Source organism: Corynebacterium dentalis (genome assembly GCF_900232865.1).
Classification (GTDB): domain Bacteria; phylum Actinomycetota; class Actinomycetes; order Mycobacteriales; family Mycobacteriaceae; genus Corynebacterium; species Corynebacterium dentalis.
Window position 1 is genome coordinate 1 of the sequence record NZ_OCTS01000003.1, and the last position, 15,249, is coordinate 15,249.

12 protein-coding genes and 5 tRNA genes are annotated in these 15,249 nt (G+C 60.2%); 6 read left to right on the plus strand and 11 right to left on the minus strand.

The features are described from left to right. Positions 1-416: 416 nt before the first annotated feature. The 4 genes from murA to CS919_RS03085 all read right to left on the minus strand — a co-directional run bounded on the left by murA (position 417) and on the right by CS919_RS03085 (position 4,385). Complete coding sequence (gene murA / locus CS919_RS03070; protein WP_099298046.1) at positions 417-1,673, minus strand: UDP-N-acetylglucosamine 1-carboxyvinyltransferase; 1,257 nt, start codon at positions 1,671-1,673, stop codon at positions 417-419. A 95-nt stretch (positions 1,674-1,768) separates the two neighbouring features. After that, positions 1,769-2,623 (minus strand): acetate metabolism transcriptional regulator RamA, encoded by an 855-nt coding sequence (ramA, locus tag CS919_RS03075; protein WP_099298047.1) that lies wholly within the window; start codon positions 2,621-2,623, stop codon positions 1,769-1,771. 261 nt (positions 2,624-2,884) lie between these two features. Continuing rightward, entirely contained in the window at positions 2,885-3,499 is a 615-nt protein-coding gene (locus CS919_RS03080; protein WP_099298048.1) for a DUF2505 family protein, read from the minus strand. A gap of 100 nt (positions 3,500-3,599) precedes the next feature. After that, on the minus strand, positions 3,600-4,385 hold the full coding sequence (locus tag CS919_RS03085) for an enoyl-CoA hydratase-related protein (RefSeq protein ID WP_099298049.1): 786 nt from the start codon (positions 4,383-4,385) through the stop codon (positions 3,600-3,602). A 227-nt stretch (positions 4,386-4,612) separates the two neighbouring features. On the opposite strand from CS919_RS03085, the gene cysK reads away from it, so the two are divergent. Further along, complete coding sequence (gene cysK / locus CS919_RS03090; RefSeq protein ID WP_099298050.1) at positions 4,613-5,548, plus strand: cysteine synthase A; 936 nt, start codon at positions 4,613-4,615, stop codon at positions 5,546-5,548. Between the two features lie 165 nt (positions 5,549-5,713). After that, positions 5,714-6,298 carry a serine O-acetyltransferase EpsC gene (epsC, locus tag CS919_RS03095; RefSeq protein ID WP_099298051.1) on the plus strand — a complete coding sequence of 195 codons (585 nt, stop codon included), beginning with the start codon at positions 5,714-5,716 and terminating at the stop codon, positions 6,296-6,298. On the opposite strand, the gene CS919_RS03100 is transcribed toward epsC, so the two are convergent. The 5 genes from CS919_RS03100 to CS919_RS03120 form a co-directional block, all read right to left on the minus strand. Next, the gene (locus tag CS919_RS03100; RefSeq protein ID WP_099298052.1) at positions 6,295-6,573 is read right to left on the minus strand and encodes a GNAT family N-acetyltransferase; all 279 of its coding nucleotides are present in this window, start codon (positions 6,571-6,573) and stop codon (positions 6,295-6,297) included. The genes epsC and CS919_RS03100 overlap by 4 nt on opposite strands. A gap of 187 nt (positions 6,574-6,760) precedes the next feature. Continuing rightward, positions 6,761-6,836, minus strand: a tRNA-Phe gene (locus CS919_RS03105). Positions 6,837-6,867: 31 nt separating this feature from the next. Continuing rightward, positions 6,868-6,941, minus strand: a tRNA-Asp gene (locus CS919_RS03110). A gap of 211 nt (positions 6,942-7,152) precedes the next feature. Further along, positions 7,153-7,229, minus strand: a tRNA-Asp gene (locus CS919_RS03115). A 1-nt stretch (position 7,230) separates the two neighbouring features. Continuing rightward, positions 7,231-7,303: transfer RNA gene (locus tag CS919_RS03120), tRNA-Glu, on the minus strand. Positions 7,304-7,572: 269 nt separating this feature from the next. Between CS919_RS03120 and CS919_RS03125 the strand changes: the two genes are divergently transcribed. Genes CS919_RS03125 through cydC form a run of 4 tightly spaced genes read left to right on the plus strand, consistent with a single transcriptional unit; the run spans position 7,573 to position 13,422 of the window. After that, positions 7,573-9,189, plus strand: coding sequence for a cytochrome ubiquinol oxidase subunit I (locus CS919_RS03125; RefSeq protein ID WP_099298053.1), 1,617 nt, complete (start codon positions 7,573-7,575; stop codon positions 9,187-9,189). Positions 9,190-9,201: 12 nt separating this feature from the next. Further along, positions 9,202-10,236 (plus strand): cytochrome d ubiquinol oxidase subunit II, encoded by a 1,035-nt coding sequence (gene cydB / locus CS919_RS03130; RefSeq protein ID WP_099298054.1) that lies wholly within the window; start codon positions 9,202-9,204, stop codon positions 10,234-10,236. A 3-nt stretch (positions 10,237-10,239) separates the two neighbouring features. Then, on the plus strand, positions 10,240-11,775 hold the full coding sequence (locus tag CS919_RS03135) for an ABC transporter transmembrane domain-containing protein (RefSeq protein ID WP_099298055.1): 1,536 nt from the start codon (positions 10,240-10,242) through the stop codon (positions 11,773-11,775). Positions 11,776-11,778: 3 nt separating this feature from the next. Further along, complete coding sequence (cydC, locus tag CS919_RS03140) at positions 11,779-13,422, plus strand: thiol reductant ABC exporter subunit CydC (RefSeq protein WP_099298056.1); 1,644 nt, start codon at positions 11,779-11,781, stop codon at positions 13,420-13,422. Positions 13,423-13,437: 15 nt separating this feature from the next. On the opposite strand, the gene CS919_RS03145 is transcribed toward cydC, so the two are convergent. Continuing rightward, a tRNA-Lys gene (locus tag CS919_RS03145) sits at positions 13,438-13,510 on the minus strand. Positions 13,511-13,607: 97 nt separating this feature from the next. Beyond that, positions 13,608-15,107, minus strand: a complete 1,500-nt coding sequence (scpC, locus tag CS919_RS03150; protein ID WP_099298057.1) for a succinyl-CoA:acetate CoA-transferase ScpC — start codon at positions 15,105-15,107, stop codon at positions 13,608-13,610. Positions 15,108-15,249: the final 142 nt, after the last annotated feature.

A 15,249-nucleotide genomic window follows, 5' to 3' on the forward strand; every position in this document is an offset into this window, starting at 1 on the left:
CGTTGCGTTTGCCAATCGGTTATCCGTGATACCGACCATCACCAGAATGTGACAGCACGGCACTGTGGAATCCAAAAAATAACTTGGTTCATCACGCTATTGAGTTCTCAAACATCATATGCACACACCAACACTCACACACTCAAAGTGTGCTGGTCGCTGTGACGGATTTCCGAGTCTATCCACAAAGTTACTGAAAAGCAAAATCTTCGTGAACTCTTTATCTTCCACGCGCTCTCGGACACAACGCTGAAAAAATTCAGACCGTGAAAGAAAAGGGATTTGTCAGGGCCTGTTGTCCTGCCAACCACTGACTCGCAGTGGCGGTGTCGGTCGCGCTGACTTGAATAAATGTACACACCACCCCGAACGAACACAACCCCGCAGGTCACACCAGCAAAACGCAAGACCGAAAGCTACACAGACTTGCGCTCCACGCGCGCGCCCAGCGCATTGAGCTGCTGATCGAAGCCTGGGTATCCCCTATCTACGTGATAGACATCGTGGACTTCAGTCACTCCATCGGCGATCAGCCCGGCCAGCACCAATCCAGCACCCGCGCGGATATCGGAACTCCACACCGGTGCCGAGGAAAGTTCACGTCCGCCACGGATCACTACATGATGGCCATCAATAGACGCGTCCACTCCCAGTCGCATCATCTCGTCCACGAAGCGGAACCTAGACTCAAAGATGTTCTCCGTAATCACGGACATTCCCTCACTGGCTGCACACAGTGCGATAGCTAGAGGCTGCAGGTCCGTTGGGAAACCTGGGAAAGGCAGAGTTTGGTAGTCCACCGCAGTCGGTTGCCTGTCTTGCACCACGCGGAAGCCACTGGGGTATGTCTCCACCTGCGCGCCTGCCATCTTTAGCTTGCCCAGCACCAAGTGCAGATGAGCAGGATCAATTCCGCCCACTGTGATATCGCCGCGGGTAATCGCTGCGGCGTATGCCCACGTGCCGGCGACGATTCGGTCACCCACTACCTCGTGTTCCACGGGGCTCAAGTGATCCACGCCGTGCACGGTAATGGTGTTGCTTCCGGCTCCCTCTACCTGTGCTCCCATCTCGATGAGGAAGTTGCACAGGTCAACGATCTCCGGTTCCCGCGCTGCGTTGTCCAGCACTGTCGTTCCTTCAGCAAGTACCGCCGCCGTCAGGATGTTTTCCGTCGCACCCACGGAAGGAAAGTCCAACTTGATGGTCGCGCCACGTAGGTACTCTACCTCTGCCACCACACAGCCATGTTCGATGCGGGTGGTCGCTCCCATACGCTCCAGCCCGCTTTGGTGCATATCCAATGGACGGGATCCAATCGCGTCACCGCCCGGTAGCGCCACTCGCGCCTTGTGTCGACGAGCAGTCAACGGCCCCAGGACTGCCACCGACGCACGGAACTGGCGTACCGCGTCAAAGTCCGCATTGTATTCCACCACTTCCGGAGTGGAGATCCGCACAGTATCCCCAGACAGTTCCACCTCACAGCCGAGGCCGCGCAACACATCAGCCATATAACTGACGTCCGCGATGTCCGGACAGTTGGTCAAAACCGTTGTGCCGGGCGCCAACAATGCGGCAGACATCAACTTCAGCACGCTGTTCTTCGCGCCAGCTACCTTGACGGCGCCATGCAGGCGCGCCCCTCCATGAACTAGAAAGCTATCTTTCACACGTCCCACCCTAGCCAGAAAGGAGTACAGATTTCATGCGAGACACCACCCGGTCGGAACCGTGGTGGCGTCGAGAAAAAAAGAGACCGAGGGGATCAGGGCAGCGCACCGATACGCCGCGCAGCATTCACGGCCTCGTAACGGGTGTGTGCTCCGAGCTTGCGCATGACAGAGCGCAGGTAACTTTTGACGGTCTCGGCGCCAATTCCCATCTCCGCGGCGGCTTCAACGTTGGTGTGCCCCAGTGCGACGCAAGCCAAAACGTCCAGCTCACGGGCGGAAAGCTTGGTGGTCTGCTTGACGCGAACCGGGGAAACCATCTGATCGCACAGCACTTCGAGGTCGCGGCGCAGGCTTTCATCGTTGACGCGGTTGGCCAGCATCCGCAGCTTAGAGTGCGTAGCGCGCACCTGCTCCCACTCCGCGCCGGACATGGAGCGCACTTGCTTGACCCCCGTGCCAGAGGCTGCACCTCGGGCACCTCCGGAACGGCGCAAGGCCTCGTTGATCGCGAATTCCTGCTCGAGACAGCGGGCGGTCATGGTGACTTCCTCGAGGACCTTGTCCCCCATCCTCGCCCGAGAATGAACGCCGGCGTACAAAACGCCCTTGACCTCGCGGCTCACGATGACGGGGACTGCCACGATGCTGTGCATTCCCTCGTCGCGGATCTGCCGGTCGAAATCATGAGAGATGGACTTGGCCCGCGTGTAATCAGAAACGCCTACTGGGCGACGGGTCTGCACCACGCGTCCCCCCACGCCGAGTCCTGGTGCGATCTCCAGGTTGTGCAGCGCCGGAGTGCGAAGCCCGACCCAGTTGGTTATGCGCAACTTGCCGTCCGGAAAAGTTGCTGCGTACATGGTCGCTGGAATGCCCGTAGCATTCTTCAACGAATTCAGCGCGTTGTAGATCGCGTCTTCGTCATCACGATGGCGCTGCTGCTCCACGGACTCACTCCCTTTACAGGTTTTCCGGGCTGGCCCGAAAAATATCTCAGATCCTCTAGGCGCAGGTCAGAAGTATTGGTAAACAACCTGACCACTGCTCGGCGACCCACTTTGTGGGACACCTACCTGGGGGATATCAATCGTCTGGGTGACATGTCTGAGGTGAGTATAAACCACCCCCCGAATACCCCCAAAACTCACAACCAAGTTTGCCTCGCCGTGCAAGCATGCCGGGATGAACGGGAAAGCATAAAGTGCAGGTCAGGATTGATTAGGGCCCGTCTCGTCAGTGGGAAATGTCACTAGCCGCTCGGCCCGTCGCAGACCCTTGCCCACAGATTCCTCGGAATTTCCCAGCAGGTGCTTAGCCAACTTCGGGCCAATGATCGGAATGCTAGTGTCGACCCGCATTTCTACGTCTACGTCACTGCCCGTTCCAGCGTCATCGGGGCGAACATCCATGTCCGTAAACACCGTGCCCATGCGGCCTGGCAGCGGCATGATGGTGGCGAATCGGAAGTTCAGTCCCTTGCGGTCTTCTTCTATCGGCGAGACGGTTGTGGTCTGCTCGACGTGCATTTCGTTTGGTTGGGATGCAGCTGGTTCGCCATTATTTTCCACGCCAACCTCGTCGCCGCCCGCCGCTTCAGCCTCCGGCTGCTCGGCAGCTCCTGCAGCTTTGACCTGGCTCGCCATATGCACGCGGGCAGTGACCGTGCCATCGTCTCGAACGCTCTGCTCAGCGTCCACCACGCGGGAGTTTCCAGGATTTTCAATGCCCTCGTTGGTCAGCAAGTAGCGCTCTGAGGTGAGCACCGCGTGCAACTCCTGAATGGGCAGGGCACTGTGCAGGGTGAACTTTTTCTTCTTTGCCATGGGTTTCAGTCTGCCACGACAGTCCGTCTCCCATGGCTCAACCTTTCACTCAACTCTAAATTAGGGCAGTTCAAAGGCCCTATCAGCGGCAAGTGGCAGGTTAGCAATTCTTCCACTCTGGCTTGCGCTTGTTCACGAAGGCATCCATTCCCTCGGACTGATCCTCGGTGGCAAACAGAGCCCAGAAAGTATCGCGCTCGGTCGCGACACCCTGGGTCAGCGTGGTTTCGTATGCGGCATCCACCATCTTCGTGGCGGCAGCGGTGGCCACCTGAGACATTCCTGCCACCTTCTGGGCGACCTTGGCCACTTCCTCCTGGAAGCCCTCCACTGGAAGCACGCGGGAGACCAGGCCACTGCGCTCGGCTTCCTCTGCATCCATGGTGCGTCCGGTAAGGATCAGATCCATGGCCTTGTACTTGCCCACCGCGCGGGTCAGGCGCTGCGTGCCGCCCATGCCTGGGATGATGCCCAACGTGATCTCTGGCTGTCCGAACTTCGCGGATTCGCTGGCCAGCAGGATGTCGCCCAACATGGCCACCTCGCAGCCGCCGCCCAGCGCGTAGCCGGACACTGCGGTGATCAGCGGAGTTTCCAGCTTCGCCAAGCGCTCCCAATCCTCAAACATCCGCTCCATGCGGATGCCTGGGTAGGACTTGGTCTGCATTTCCTTAATATCGGCGCCCGCGGCAAACGCCTTCTCGCTGCCCGTCAGCACAATCGCGCCGATGTTCTCGTCAGCGTCGAAGCCCTCGGCAGCGGCCACAACCTCCTCGAGCACTTGGCTATTCAAGGCATTCAATGCCTTGGGGCGGTCGATGGTGATGGTGGCTACTGCGCCCTCTACGGATGTCTGAATGGTTTCAAAGCTGCTCATGGGTGCCATTGTCCACGACCTGCACGTCGTTTCGCCACCTTTTGAACGTTCTAACCCCTTAGGGCCAATGGACGGTAGTGGAAATGCGCTGGAGATTGGCGTCGAAAAGAAGAAAAAGATTGGGGTTCGAAACCAGGTGGACGAACACGAGACGGTGGGGGTAGACTCGCTTACATACCCAAGTAGACCGAACGGTCTACACGATGATGCTGATGCAGTAAGGAGCACGCACGCTCATGGCTAAGATCTACGAAAACCTCACTGACCTCATTGGAAACACCCCACTGGTGAAGCTAAACAAGCTCACCGAGGGACTAGGCGCAACTGTTATCGCCAAGCTAGAGGCCTCCAACCCCGGCAACTCCGTCAAGGACCGCATCGGCGTAGCCATTGTGGAAGCCGCCGAGAAGGACGGCTCCCTCAAGCCCGGCGGCACCATCGTCGAGGCAACCTCCGGCAACACCGGCATCGCCCTGGCCATGGTCGGCGCAGCACGCGGCTACAAGGTCATCCTGACCATGCCAGAGACCATGTCCACCGAGCGTCGCGTCATGCTCCGCGCACTCGGCGCAGAGCTGGTTCTCACCCCAGGCACCGGCGGCATGCAGGGCGCCGTGGACAAGGCCAACGAGATCGTGGAATCCACCGAGAACGCCGTGCTCGCACGCCAGTTCTCCAACCCAGCCAACCCGGGAATCCACTACAACACCACCGGCCCAGAGATCTGGGCTGACACGGACGGCGACATCGACATCTTCGTCGCCGGCGTCGGCACCGGCGGCACCGTTTCCGGCGCTGGCAAGTACCTCAAGGAGCAGAAGGAAGGCCTCGAGGTCGTCGGCGTGGAACCAGCCGATTCCCCACTGCTGTCCGAAGGCCGCTTTGGACCACACAAGATCCAGGGCCTGGGCACCAACTTCTTCCCAGACAACCTGAACCGCGACATTCTGGATCGCGTCCACGATGCGCCACTCGATGAGTCTATCCGCGTGGCCCGCGAACTCGCCGTGCAAGAGGGCATCCTCGCCGGCATCTCCTCCGGTGCCGCCGTATGGGCCGCACTGGAAGAAGCCAAGAAGCCCGAGAATGAAGGCAAGACCATCGTGGTCATCGTTTGCGACTTCGGCGAGCGCTACGTCTCCACTGTGCTGTTCGAAGACCTGCGCGATTAATCCCCCGCCGCCAGGCACAAGGCAGTAATCATACTCCCCCGCTATTCACCCCAACAATCATTGCAGGGAATAGCAACGCGCTACTTATCCTTCAATTGGTTAAGTAGCGCGTTAGTCTATGTAAGGCTGCAGGAGACTACGCTGTGGCATGAAAGAGGTATTCACGTGAGCATCCTGGGGCTTCTCCGCGAGGATCTGAACAATGCACGCTCCCACGACCCAGCCGCCCGCGGCGACTTGGAAAACGCACTGGTCTACTCCGGTCTGCACGCCATTTGGTCGCACCGCGTTTCGCATTCCCTATGGGAGCGCGGCCACCGGGCTCCTGCGCGCATCTTGAGCCAGCTCGCCCGCTTCTTCACGGGCGTGGAGATCCACCCCGGAGCCACGATCGGCCGTCGCTTCTTCATCGACCACGGCATGGGCGTGGTCATCGGTGAGACTGCAGAGATCGGCGATGATGTGATGCTCTATCACGGCGTGACCCTCGGCGGCTCCGAGCTGGTACAGCGCAAGCGCCACCCCACCCTCGAAGACGGCGTGATGGTGGGTGCGGGAGCTAAGGTGCTAGGCCCCATCACCATCGGCGCCGGCTCCGCGATCGGTGCAAACGCCGTGGTGACCAAGGATGCCCCTGCGAATTCGATCCTCACGGGTATCCCAGCCAAGATCCGCCCGCGCAAGCCGGATCAGAACACCCCGCTGGTGGATGCCGTCAAATACGTTGACGACATGCAGAACAACATTTAAGCCAGCAGGTCTTGGTACTCCGGGTTCTTCTCCACGAACCCAGCCACTGCCGAGCAGGTGGCCTTGATCTTCATGCCCTCTTCATGCGTGGCATCCAGTGCCTCCGTAATCAGCGGCTTGGACAGGCCCTGCCCACGGAAATCGGAATCCACCACCGTGTGGTTGAAATCCCGCACATCGCCCTCTGGGGAGTCAACGAACGCCGCGAAGCCGGCCTCCTGGCCATCGACCTCGATGACGAAGCGGTCAATCTTCTTGCGCACTGATTGTGCCATGGTGTGAACCTTCCTTTTTCCTTATTCATCCGACGCCAAACGCGAGTCTTTCAACCGCCTCTGTCAGCATTCGTTTGCTGAGTGTCGGTGTCAGGTTCCCCAGTGTAGCTACGAGCCGGGACACTCCGGGCGAGCTGAATGCAAAAATCCCCCAGCCGCGAAGGCTGGGGGATTTTCTTAACCACTATGGTGGCCAGAGCCGGGATCGAACCGGCGACCTTTCACTTTTCAGGCGAACGCTCTACCGACTGAGCTATCTGGCCGCGAACTCATCCATGACAGATGAATCCGACGCGACCCTGACGGGACTTGAACCCGCGACCTCCGCCGTGACAGGGCGGCGCGCTAACCAACTGCGCCACAGGGCCACGCACATTATTCGCTACGTTAGCAGCGCGTTTTGTGCACGAACCGATACTTTACACAGACCTATCGATCACCTACAAATCCGCTGGTGGTGACAAAATCCTGTTCCTTAGAATCCCGCAGAAGAGGCGACAAGCATGGCGTCGAGAAGAAGAAAACAAGGAAAACAAAACCGGGTGGAACACTATGTAAAGTGTTCCACCCAGTAAAAGATGGCGACCCTGACGGGACTTGAACCCGCGACCTCCGCCGTGACAGGGCGGCGCGCTAACCAACTGCGCCACAGGGCCGTACTCCCAACGGGATTCGAACCCGTGTTGCCGCCGTGAAAGGGCGGAGTCCTAGGCCTCTAGACGATGGGAGCAATGCCAAAGTCAGCACACACCTGCGCATGCGCGTCGTTTAACAGCTCGCTTAGTCTAAACCAAGGCTAGGAACGGGAACAAATCAGCAGTTCACAGCATCCACATCACCCCCGATACACATTCATTGCACAACTCGGAACTATCGCTTGCCCGCAAACGACTATTAAATTAGAAGGATCTTCGCTGTGCATCACATACCGCCAGCTGGATCGCCGCACACCACAGAGGCAACCGCACTTTCGCTTCGATGTAAGAAGGCACGATCGTCATGGATGTTGTAGACATCTCACGTTGGCAATTCGGCATCACCACCGTTTATCACTTCATTTTCGTCCCCCTCACCATTGGCCTGGCCCCGCTGGTCGCGCTCATGCAGACCTTGTGGCTAGCCACAAAGAAGCAGCATTGGTACCGGGCCACCCGCTTCTTCGGCACGATCTTCCTGGTCAACTTCGCCATGGGCGTGGCCACGGGCATCGTGCAGGAATTCCAGTTCGGCATGAACTGGTCCGAATACTCGCGCATGATCGGCGACGTCTTCGGCGGCCCGTTGGCTCTGGAGGGTTTGATTGCTTTCTTCCTTGAGTCCACGTTCTTAGGACTGTGGATCTTCGGTTGGGGCAGGATCCCCGCGTGGCTGCACACGCTGTGTATTTGGGTGGTCGCGGTGGCGGTGAACGTCTCTGCCTACTTCATCATCGTGGCCAACTCCTTCATGCAGCATCCGGTGGGCGCGCTATACAACCCGGAGACTGGCCGCGCGGAGCTCAATGACTTCGGCGCACTGCTGACCAACCCCACCGCGTTAGCTGCGTTTCCGCACACGGTTGCCGGTTCCTTCCTCACCGCCGGCACGCTCGTCCTGGGTGTCGGTGGGTGGTGGTTGGTTCGGGAACAGCGCAACCACGGTCCACATTCCCCGCAGGAAGCCACCCACCGCTCTGCGATGCGGGTGGGTTTCTGGACCACGATCGTCAGCGCTGTGGCCCTGGTTCTCACGGGTGACAGCCAGGCAAAGCTGATGTTCTCTCAGCAGCCAATGAAGATGGCTTCTGCGGAGTCTTTGTGCCACACCACCAGTGATCCAATGTTCTCCGTGCTGACGGTGGGCACGCACAACAACTGTGATTCCGTCATGCACTTGATCGAACTGCCGTGGGTGCTGCCGTTCTTGGCCGAGGGGAAGTTCTCTGGCGTAACCCTGCAGGGTGTGCAGGACCTGCAGGCTCAGGCGGAGGCGCTGTATGGGCCGGGACTGTATTCGCCCAACCTGTTCGTGACCTACTGGGCCTTCCGCATGATGATCGGCCTGATGGCGGGATCCCTCGCGTTGGCATTCTTCGCTTGGCTATTCACCCGAAGCGGCCGGGTGCCCAAGGGCAAGTGGGCACACATCTTTAGCCTGGGCTGTTTGCTGGCCATTCCTTTCCCGTTCTTGGCCAACTCCGCTGGATGGGTATTCACCGAAATGGGCCGCCAACCATGGATTGTGCACCCCAACCCAGAAAGCAAGGGTGACCCACGGACGGAACTGATCCGGATGACGGTGGACATGGGTGTATCCAATCACTCCGCGGCCACGGTGTGGGTCACGCTGATTGGCTTCACACTGCTGTATCTGGGCTTGGCGGTGCTGTGGTTCTGGCTGTTACGTCGGATCGTCATCGCTGGCCCGCCAGACGATGATGCGCCGACGTTCGATGGCTCCGGCGGCTCTCAATCTCCAGGACCAGCGACCCCCACGGCCACGCAGTTCGGTGCCAAGATTCCGGAACCAGTGCGTTTTTCCCGCGCAGGTGGGGGCACCTCCCGTGCGGATGCGGACGCGGACAGTCCCAACACAGACGAACCCCACACAGACCAATCCGGTACGGACCAGGCTTAGGAGATCACGATCATGTTTGGTGTAGAACTTCCCGTCTTATGGTTCATCCTGGTCGCCGTGCTATTCGCCGGTTACTTCTTGCTGGAGGGCTTCGATTTCGGCGTGGGCATGCTGCTGCCCATTCTGGGCAGGGAGGAGCGGAAACGTAAGGCCATGATCAACACGATCGGCCCGGTCTGGGATGGCAACGAGGTCTGGCTTATCACCGCTGGCGGTGCGCTATTCGCTGCGTTCCCAGAGTGGTACGCCACGATGTTTTCCGGCTTCTACCTGCCGCTGTTTTTCATCCTGCTGGCGCTGATCGTACGCGTGGTGGGGCTGGAATGGCGATCCAAGGTGCAGGAGGAACGTTGGCGCTCGTTGTGCGATGCCGGCATCATCTTCGGCTCTTGGCTCCCGCCCGTGTTGTGGGGTATCGCCATGGCCAACCTGGTGCGCGGCGTGCGCATCGATGAGAACAAGCAAATGGCCACAGGTTTTTCTGATCTACTGGCTCTGCTCAACCCCTATGCGCTGCTGGGTGGCCTCGCTTTTAGCGCGCTGTTTGTACTCCACGCCGTGGCTTTCCTGCGGCTGAAGACCACCGGCACGCTGCGGGAGCACATCGGCGCCGCACTCCCAGTTTCTGCCGGACTCACAGTGCTGTTCTGTGGCGGCTTCGCAGTGTGGACGCAACTGGCATTTGGCAAGGACTGGACATGGATTGCTACCGGCATTGCTCTGGTGTGTGTGGTGGCCAGCGTTCTGGCTGCGCTGGGCAACCGCGATGGATGGGCGTTTTTCACCAGTTCTCTGGCTGTCCTGTGTACGACTGTGTTGCTGTTCGGCTCCCTATATCCGTTTCTCATGCCGTCCATGGTGGAAGGCGGTGTATCGCTGGACATTTGGAACTCAGCGTCCAACCCGTACACGCTGCGGATCATGACGTGGTCCGCGCTGGTGGTTACACCCCTGGTCATTGGTTATCAGACGTGGACGTACTGGGTGTTCCGCAAACGCATTTCTGCTGATCCGCAGGCCCTGGCGGATTCGTCTGCGGGTTACTAGGCCATGGCTAGCGCCCCTTTTGATCCTCGGCTTCTGTCCCGCTCCCGGGCGGCTATGTCCTGGATCATCCTTTCAGCGATCCTCGTGGTGGTACGCAGCTTAGCGACCATCGGAATTGGCATCGTTGCAGGTCAGCTGGTGGCTCGCGTGGCCGAGCAACCGCTGCCTGGATCCGAATTGTTCGCGCAGAACACCGGTTCACTGGTCGCACTGGCCGCCTTCGCCGCGATCCGGGTTGCCGTTGCGTGGGCTCAGACCCGTTTTGGTCTTTCCGCTGCGGCGGGGGTCATCGCGGACCTTCGAGTCGATGCCTTGTCCGTTCTCTCCCGGCGCGATCCCCGCTTCTTGCATTCCGCCCCGTGGCGGACGATCCTCGGCACTGGTCTGGATGGATTAACCCACTACATTTCGGGCTTCCTCCCCGCGCTGCTAGCCACCGCATTGGCCACTCCCCTGGCACTGGCCGCGGTGGCCTACTTGGATCCTTCGTCTGCGCTGATCGCGGTGGTTACGTTGCCGTTAGTTCCACTGTTTATGTGGCTGATCGGCTTGCTGACAGAAGGACGCACCGAGGCACGTTTGCGCGATGTCGGCTTGATCCGCGAGCAGATCTTTGACCTGATTCGCGGCCTGCCCACGCTGCGTGCACACGGCATGCTGGACAGCCCTACCGCGGAGATCGAGCGTCTTTCGGACGCACATAAGCGTTCCACCATGTCCGTGCTGCGCATCGCGTTTTTGTCCAGCATGGCGCTGGAGTTTTTGGTCACGCTGTCTGTGGCTTTGGTGGCTGTGGGCATCGGTTTCCGACTGCTCGCAGGCGATATGACCTTCGGTGCCGGGCTGGCGGTGCTCATCATCATTCCTGAGGTCTATGGCCCCGTCCGCGAGGTGGGCCGGCGTTTCCATGACTCGCAGGATGGCGTGTTTGCCTCCACCACCGTGTTGGATTTGTTGGATTCTTCGACGCCAACTCCAAGCACCTCCACTCCCGCCGATACCAACGCAAGTGCCGCCCCAGCTCCGCTGACGGTGCACTTCCATCACTTTTCCGCCGCCGGACGAGACGGCAACCGTCCCCGTGATCTCTCCGCTACCGCAGAGCCCGGACGCATCACGGTGCTGGCAGGGCCGAACGGCTCCGGAAAGTCCACCGCGCTATTGGCCGCCCTGGACATCGTCACGGAGGACATCGCCGGACACGTCAGCGTCGATAGTGACACCCGTACACTCCACGGCCCGGAAATCTGGCAGCGGTGCACTTATCTGCCACAGCGCCCGGTCTTGGATACCGAGGTGATGGGCGATACCTCCCAACTCTCGCTCGGGCAGCGCCAACTCGCCGCCTTCGCGAAGGAAAGCTCCACCGGGATCAAGCCACTACTCGTTTTGGACGAGCCCACGGCCCACCTCGATCAAGATTCCGCCCGCGCACTGCTCACACAGATCCGCGAGCACGCGGATGCTGGATCCACCGTCGTCATCGCCAGCCATGATCCGCTGGTGCTCGCCGCCGCTGATCTCGTCGTGGAGGTTTAAGAAATGACACGTTCTGCATCAGTACCTTCCCGGGATTCCTCGTTCTTGCGCTCCTTGGGCATCCGCCCCCGTACCCTCGTTCTGCCCGTACTGGCGGGCACGCTCACACTCCTCTCCGCGCTCACGCTCACGGTGGTCTCTGCCTGGCTGATCACGCGCTCCTGGCAGATGCCACCGATCATGGACATCACCGTGGCCGTCACCGCGGTGCGTGCCTTGGGCATTTCTCGCGCCGCCTTTCGCTATCTGGACCGTCTCATCACCCATGACGTGGCTCTCGAAAGCAGCGGACGCACCCGCACCGCACTGTGGCGCAGACTCGCCAACGCACCGGCCAGCCTGTGGTCCGGATGGCAGCGCGGTAGCGTGCTCACGCGGCTGGGCGGGGACATTGACGCCGTCACTGACCTCGTGGTCCGCGCGGTGGTGCCTGGCGCGGTGGCTTTTCTCACCAGCGTCATCGCTATCGTCTTTGTTGCGCTGCTCTCCCCGGCTGCGGCGCTGACTCTTGCGGTGGGGCTTATCGTAGCTGGCGTCGGAACACCATACCTGCACTACAAGGCCACGGTGAGGGCGCAGAACGCGCAGTACGAGGCCTCCCGCGCGCACAATCACGCGGTGGATCACGTGCTGTCACACTCGGCGGCTCTGCGCATTCACGACACGCTCGAGGACGAGTTGGAGCGGGCGCATGCGGCCACTCACGCCGTAGCTCGAGCGCAGCGTCTTCCGGCGCCAGCGACTGCGCGCTCGGCCGGCGTGGCGGAGGCCAGCGTGGTGTTCACAGCCATTGCGACGGTACTGATCGCGCTGTGGACGTACACCGATGCGGCGGGCACGCCGTTGCACACGCAGGAGTGGCTCACGGTGCTGATTCTGGTGCCGCTGGCCGCGTTCGAATCGGTGGGCGCCCTACCTGCGGCGGCTGAATCGCTCGCGCAGGCCCGTGCTGCCCTGGCACGTCTGCGCGCCGTCGAGGAATCACGCTCTACCCACTCCGACTATCCCCCGCTACGCCAGCCGAGTCTGCAAGCTCACGAGCTGGTCACGGGCTATACTTCCGATCTCCAACGCTGGGATCTGGACCTGCCATTCGGCACCCGCAAGGAAATCATCGCGCCGTCTGGCGCAGGCAAAACCACCCTGTTGCGCACGCTCGCTGGCCTAGTTCCCGCGCGTTCTGGTTCGGTTCTTATTTCCGACGCCAACTCCCCCTACTCCCACATCCTCCTCGAAGGCAACGCGGTGGAGCCTCCCAGCGGGATCGTGCGTTTCGTGGCTGAGGATGAGCACGTCTTCTCCACCACGATCCGGGACAACATCGCGGTAGGAAACCCACAGGCCACAGATGCCTTGATCCGTGATGTGACCGATGCCCTGGGGCTCGGCGAGTGGGTGCGCGGCTTGGACGACGGGCTCGATACCGTGCTCGCCGACGGTGACGCCTCGCTGTCCGGCGGTCAGCGCCGCCGCCTCATCCTGGCCCGCGCTCTGGTCTCCACCGCACCCATTCTGTTGCTGGATGAGCCGGTGGAACACGTGGATACCTCCACTCAAAAAATCCTGGATCTGCTTCTGGATCCACAGCAGCTGGTGGGCGAGCTGCCTCAGCGCACGATCCTCATCGTGCACCACCCCCGCAGCTAAGGCGGGGGAAAACGGTGGGCCCTGTGGGGCTCGAACCCACGACCTACGGATTAAAAGTCCGCAGCTCTACCAACTGAGCTAAAGGCCCGTTAACGCTACAGATCCTAGCGCATCGCCGAACTGGCGATGAAACTAGGACCCGTCTACAACCGTCGCGTTCATCCAACGCGAGCAACGTCGGCGCGCTACTTCTTCATGGAGCCCGTCTCCAGGAATCGCGTGTGGAATGCGAATGCCTGCGAGAGGTCGTGCGGGGTAGCCAGCGCAGAGCCCTTGTTCGCGGCTTCCACGTACTCCTCCAGCAGTGGCTGGTACTCCGGATTGGCAATCCGAATCATCTTCTTGACGCGGTCGCGTGGGGCCAGTCCGCGCAGGTCAGCCACACCGCGTTCGGTGATGATCACCATGGCGTCGTGTTCCGTGTGGTCGATGTGCGACGCAAACGGCACGACCGCCGAGATGTCCCCTCCCTTGGCCATGGATGGCGAAATGAACGAGGAGATGAGCGCGTTTCGGGTGAAGTCTCCGGAACCGCCGATGCCGTTCATCACCTTGGATCCAGCGATGTGGGTGGAGTTGATGTTGCCGTAGATATCGGCCTCGATCATGCCGTTGGTGGCGATCAGCCCCATGCGGCGCACCACCTCGGGGTGGTTGGAGATCTGCTGCGGGCGCAGGATGATGTGCTTGGCGTAGTGCGCAGCCTGTTCGTTCATCTTCTCCGCGGCTTCCGGGGACAGTGCGAAGGAGGTGGACGAGGCGACTGTCATCTTGCCTGCGTCGATCAGATCCAACATGCCATCCTGGATGACCTCGGTGTAGGCGCGGATGTTTTCGAACTTGGAATCCAGCAGCCCTGCCATCACGGCGTTCGGTACGTTACCCACGCCGGACTGCATGATGTACTCGTCGTACGCCAAGCGACCTGCCTTGACCTCTCCTTCGAGGAAGTCGAGGAAGTGGCCTGCGATCTGCTTGGAGACGTCATCGGGCGCCTTGAATGGAGAGTTGCGGTCAGCCGAGTTGGTCTCCACCACGGCCACGACCTTGTTGACGTCGATATCGATGTAGGTCTTACCGATACGGTCGCCGGGCTGGTTGATTGGGATTGGCGTGCGGTTGGGCAACTTCTGAATGCGGTAGATATCGTGCATTCCCTCCAGGTCCAGCGACTGCCAGGAGTTGACCTCGAGGATGATCTTGTCTGCGTGGTCCAGGAACTCCACGTTGTTGCCCACGCCGGAAGAAGGGACCAGGTGACCCTCTTCGGTTATGCGGGTGACCTCGATGACCGCAACGTCGATCGGCAGAAATCCATGCTCGATGTACTGCGGAGAGTGAGACAAGTGGATGTCTTGGTACTTCGCGTTGCCCTCGTTGATGGACTTACGCAGGGACGGATCACCCATGTATGGCATGCGGTAGTTGATGGCATCTGCTTCCGCCATCACACCGTCGCAGTCAGGGGCGGTGGAGGCACCGGTGTAGACGTCTACCTTGTACTCATCGCCCTTGCTTTGGGCTTCCTTGGCGCGGTTAGCGATCGCGGTGGGAAGGGCCTTGGGGTAGCCGGCGCCTGTGAAGCCGGACATGCCAATGGCATCACCGTTGTTGATGAATTGAGCGGCTTCGTCCGCGCTCATAACCTTGCTCTTGAGAAGTTCGTTGGCGATGCGTTCAGACATCTTTCCTCCAAAAATTGGTGCTGTTTAGGGTGCGAGGGGTGACCTCGCTGGCACGCGAACTACGCAACTACAGATACATTCATAACTGCATTCCCGCAGGTAGAGCGCTTATGCCTATGTCTGTCACCCTACCTAAATGTTT

What these genes read in the sequence shown, in the direction of transcription:
- CS919_RS03080 (WP_099298048.1), bottom strand. Translation starts at nt 3,499, where the DNA reads ATGGCAAAGAAGAAAAAGTTCACCCTGCACAGTGCCCTGCCCATTCAG.
- CS919_RS03085 (WP_099298049.1), bottom strand. Translation starts at nt 4,385, where the DNA reads ATGGCACCCATGAGCAGCTTTGAAACCATTCAGACATCCGTAGAGGGC.
- cysK (WP_099298050.1), top strand. Translation starts at nt 4,613, where the DNA reads ATGGCTAAGATCTACGAAAACCTCACTGACCTCATTGGAAACACCCCA.
- CS919_RS03100 (WP_099298052.1), bottom strand. Translation starts at nt 6,573, where the DNA reads ATGGCACAATCAGTGCGCAAGAAGATTGACCGCTTCGTCATCGAGGTC.
- CS919_RS03125 (WP_099298053.1), top strand. Translation starts at nt 7,573, where the DNA reads ATGGATGTTGTAGACATCTCACGTTGGCAATTCGGCATCACCACCGTT.
- cydB (WP_099298054.1), top strand. Translation starts at nt 9,202, where the DNA reads ATGTTTGGTGTAGAACTTCCCGTCTTATGGTTCATCCTGGTCGCCGTG.
- CS919_RS03135 (WP_099298055.1), top strand. Translation starts at nt 10,240, where the DNA reads ATGGCTAGCGCCCCTTTTGATCCTCGGCTTCTGTCCCGCTCCCGGGCG.
- cydC (WP_099298056.1), top strand. Translation starts at nt 11,779, where the DNA reads ATGACACGTTCTGCATCAGTACCTTCCCGGGATTCCTCGTTCTTGCGC.
- scpC (WP_099298057.1), bottom strand. Translation starts at nt 15,107, where the DNA reads ATGTCTGAACGCATCGCCAACGAACTTCTCAAGAGCAAGGTTATGAGC.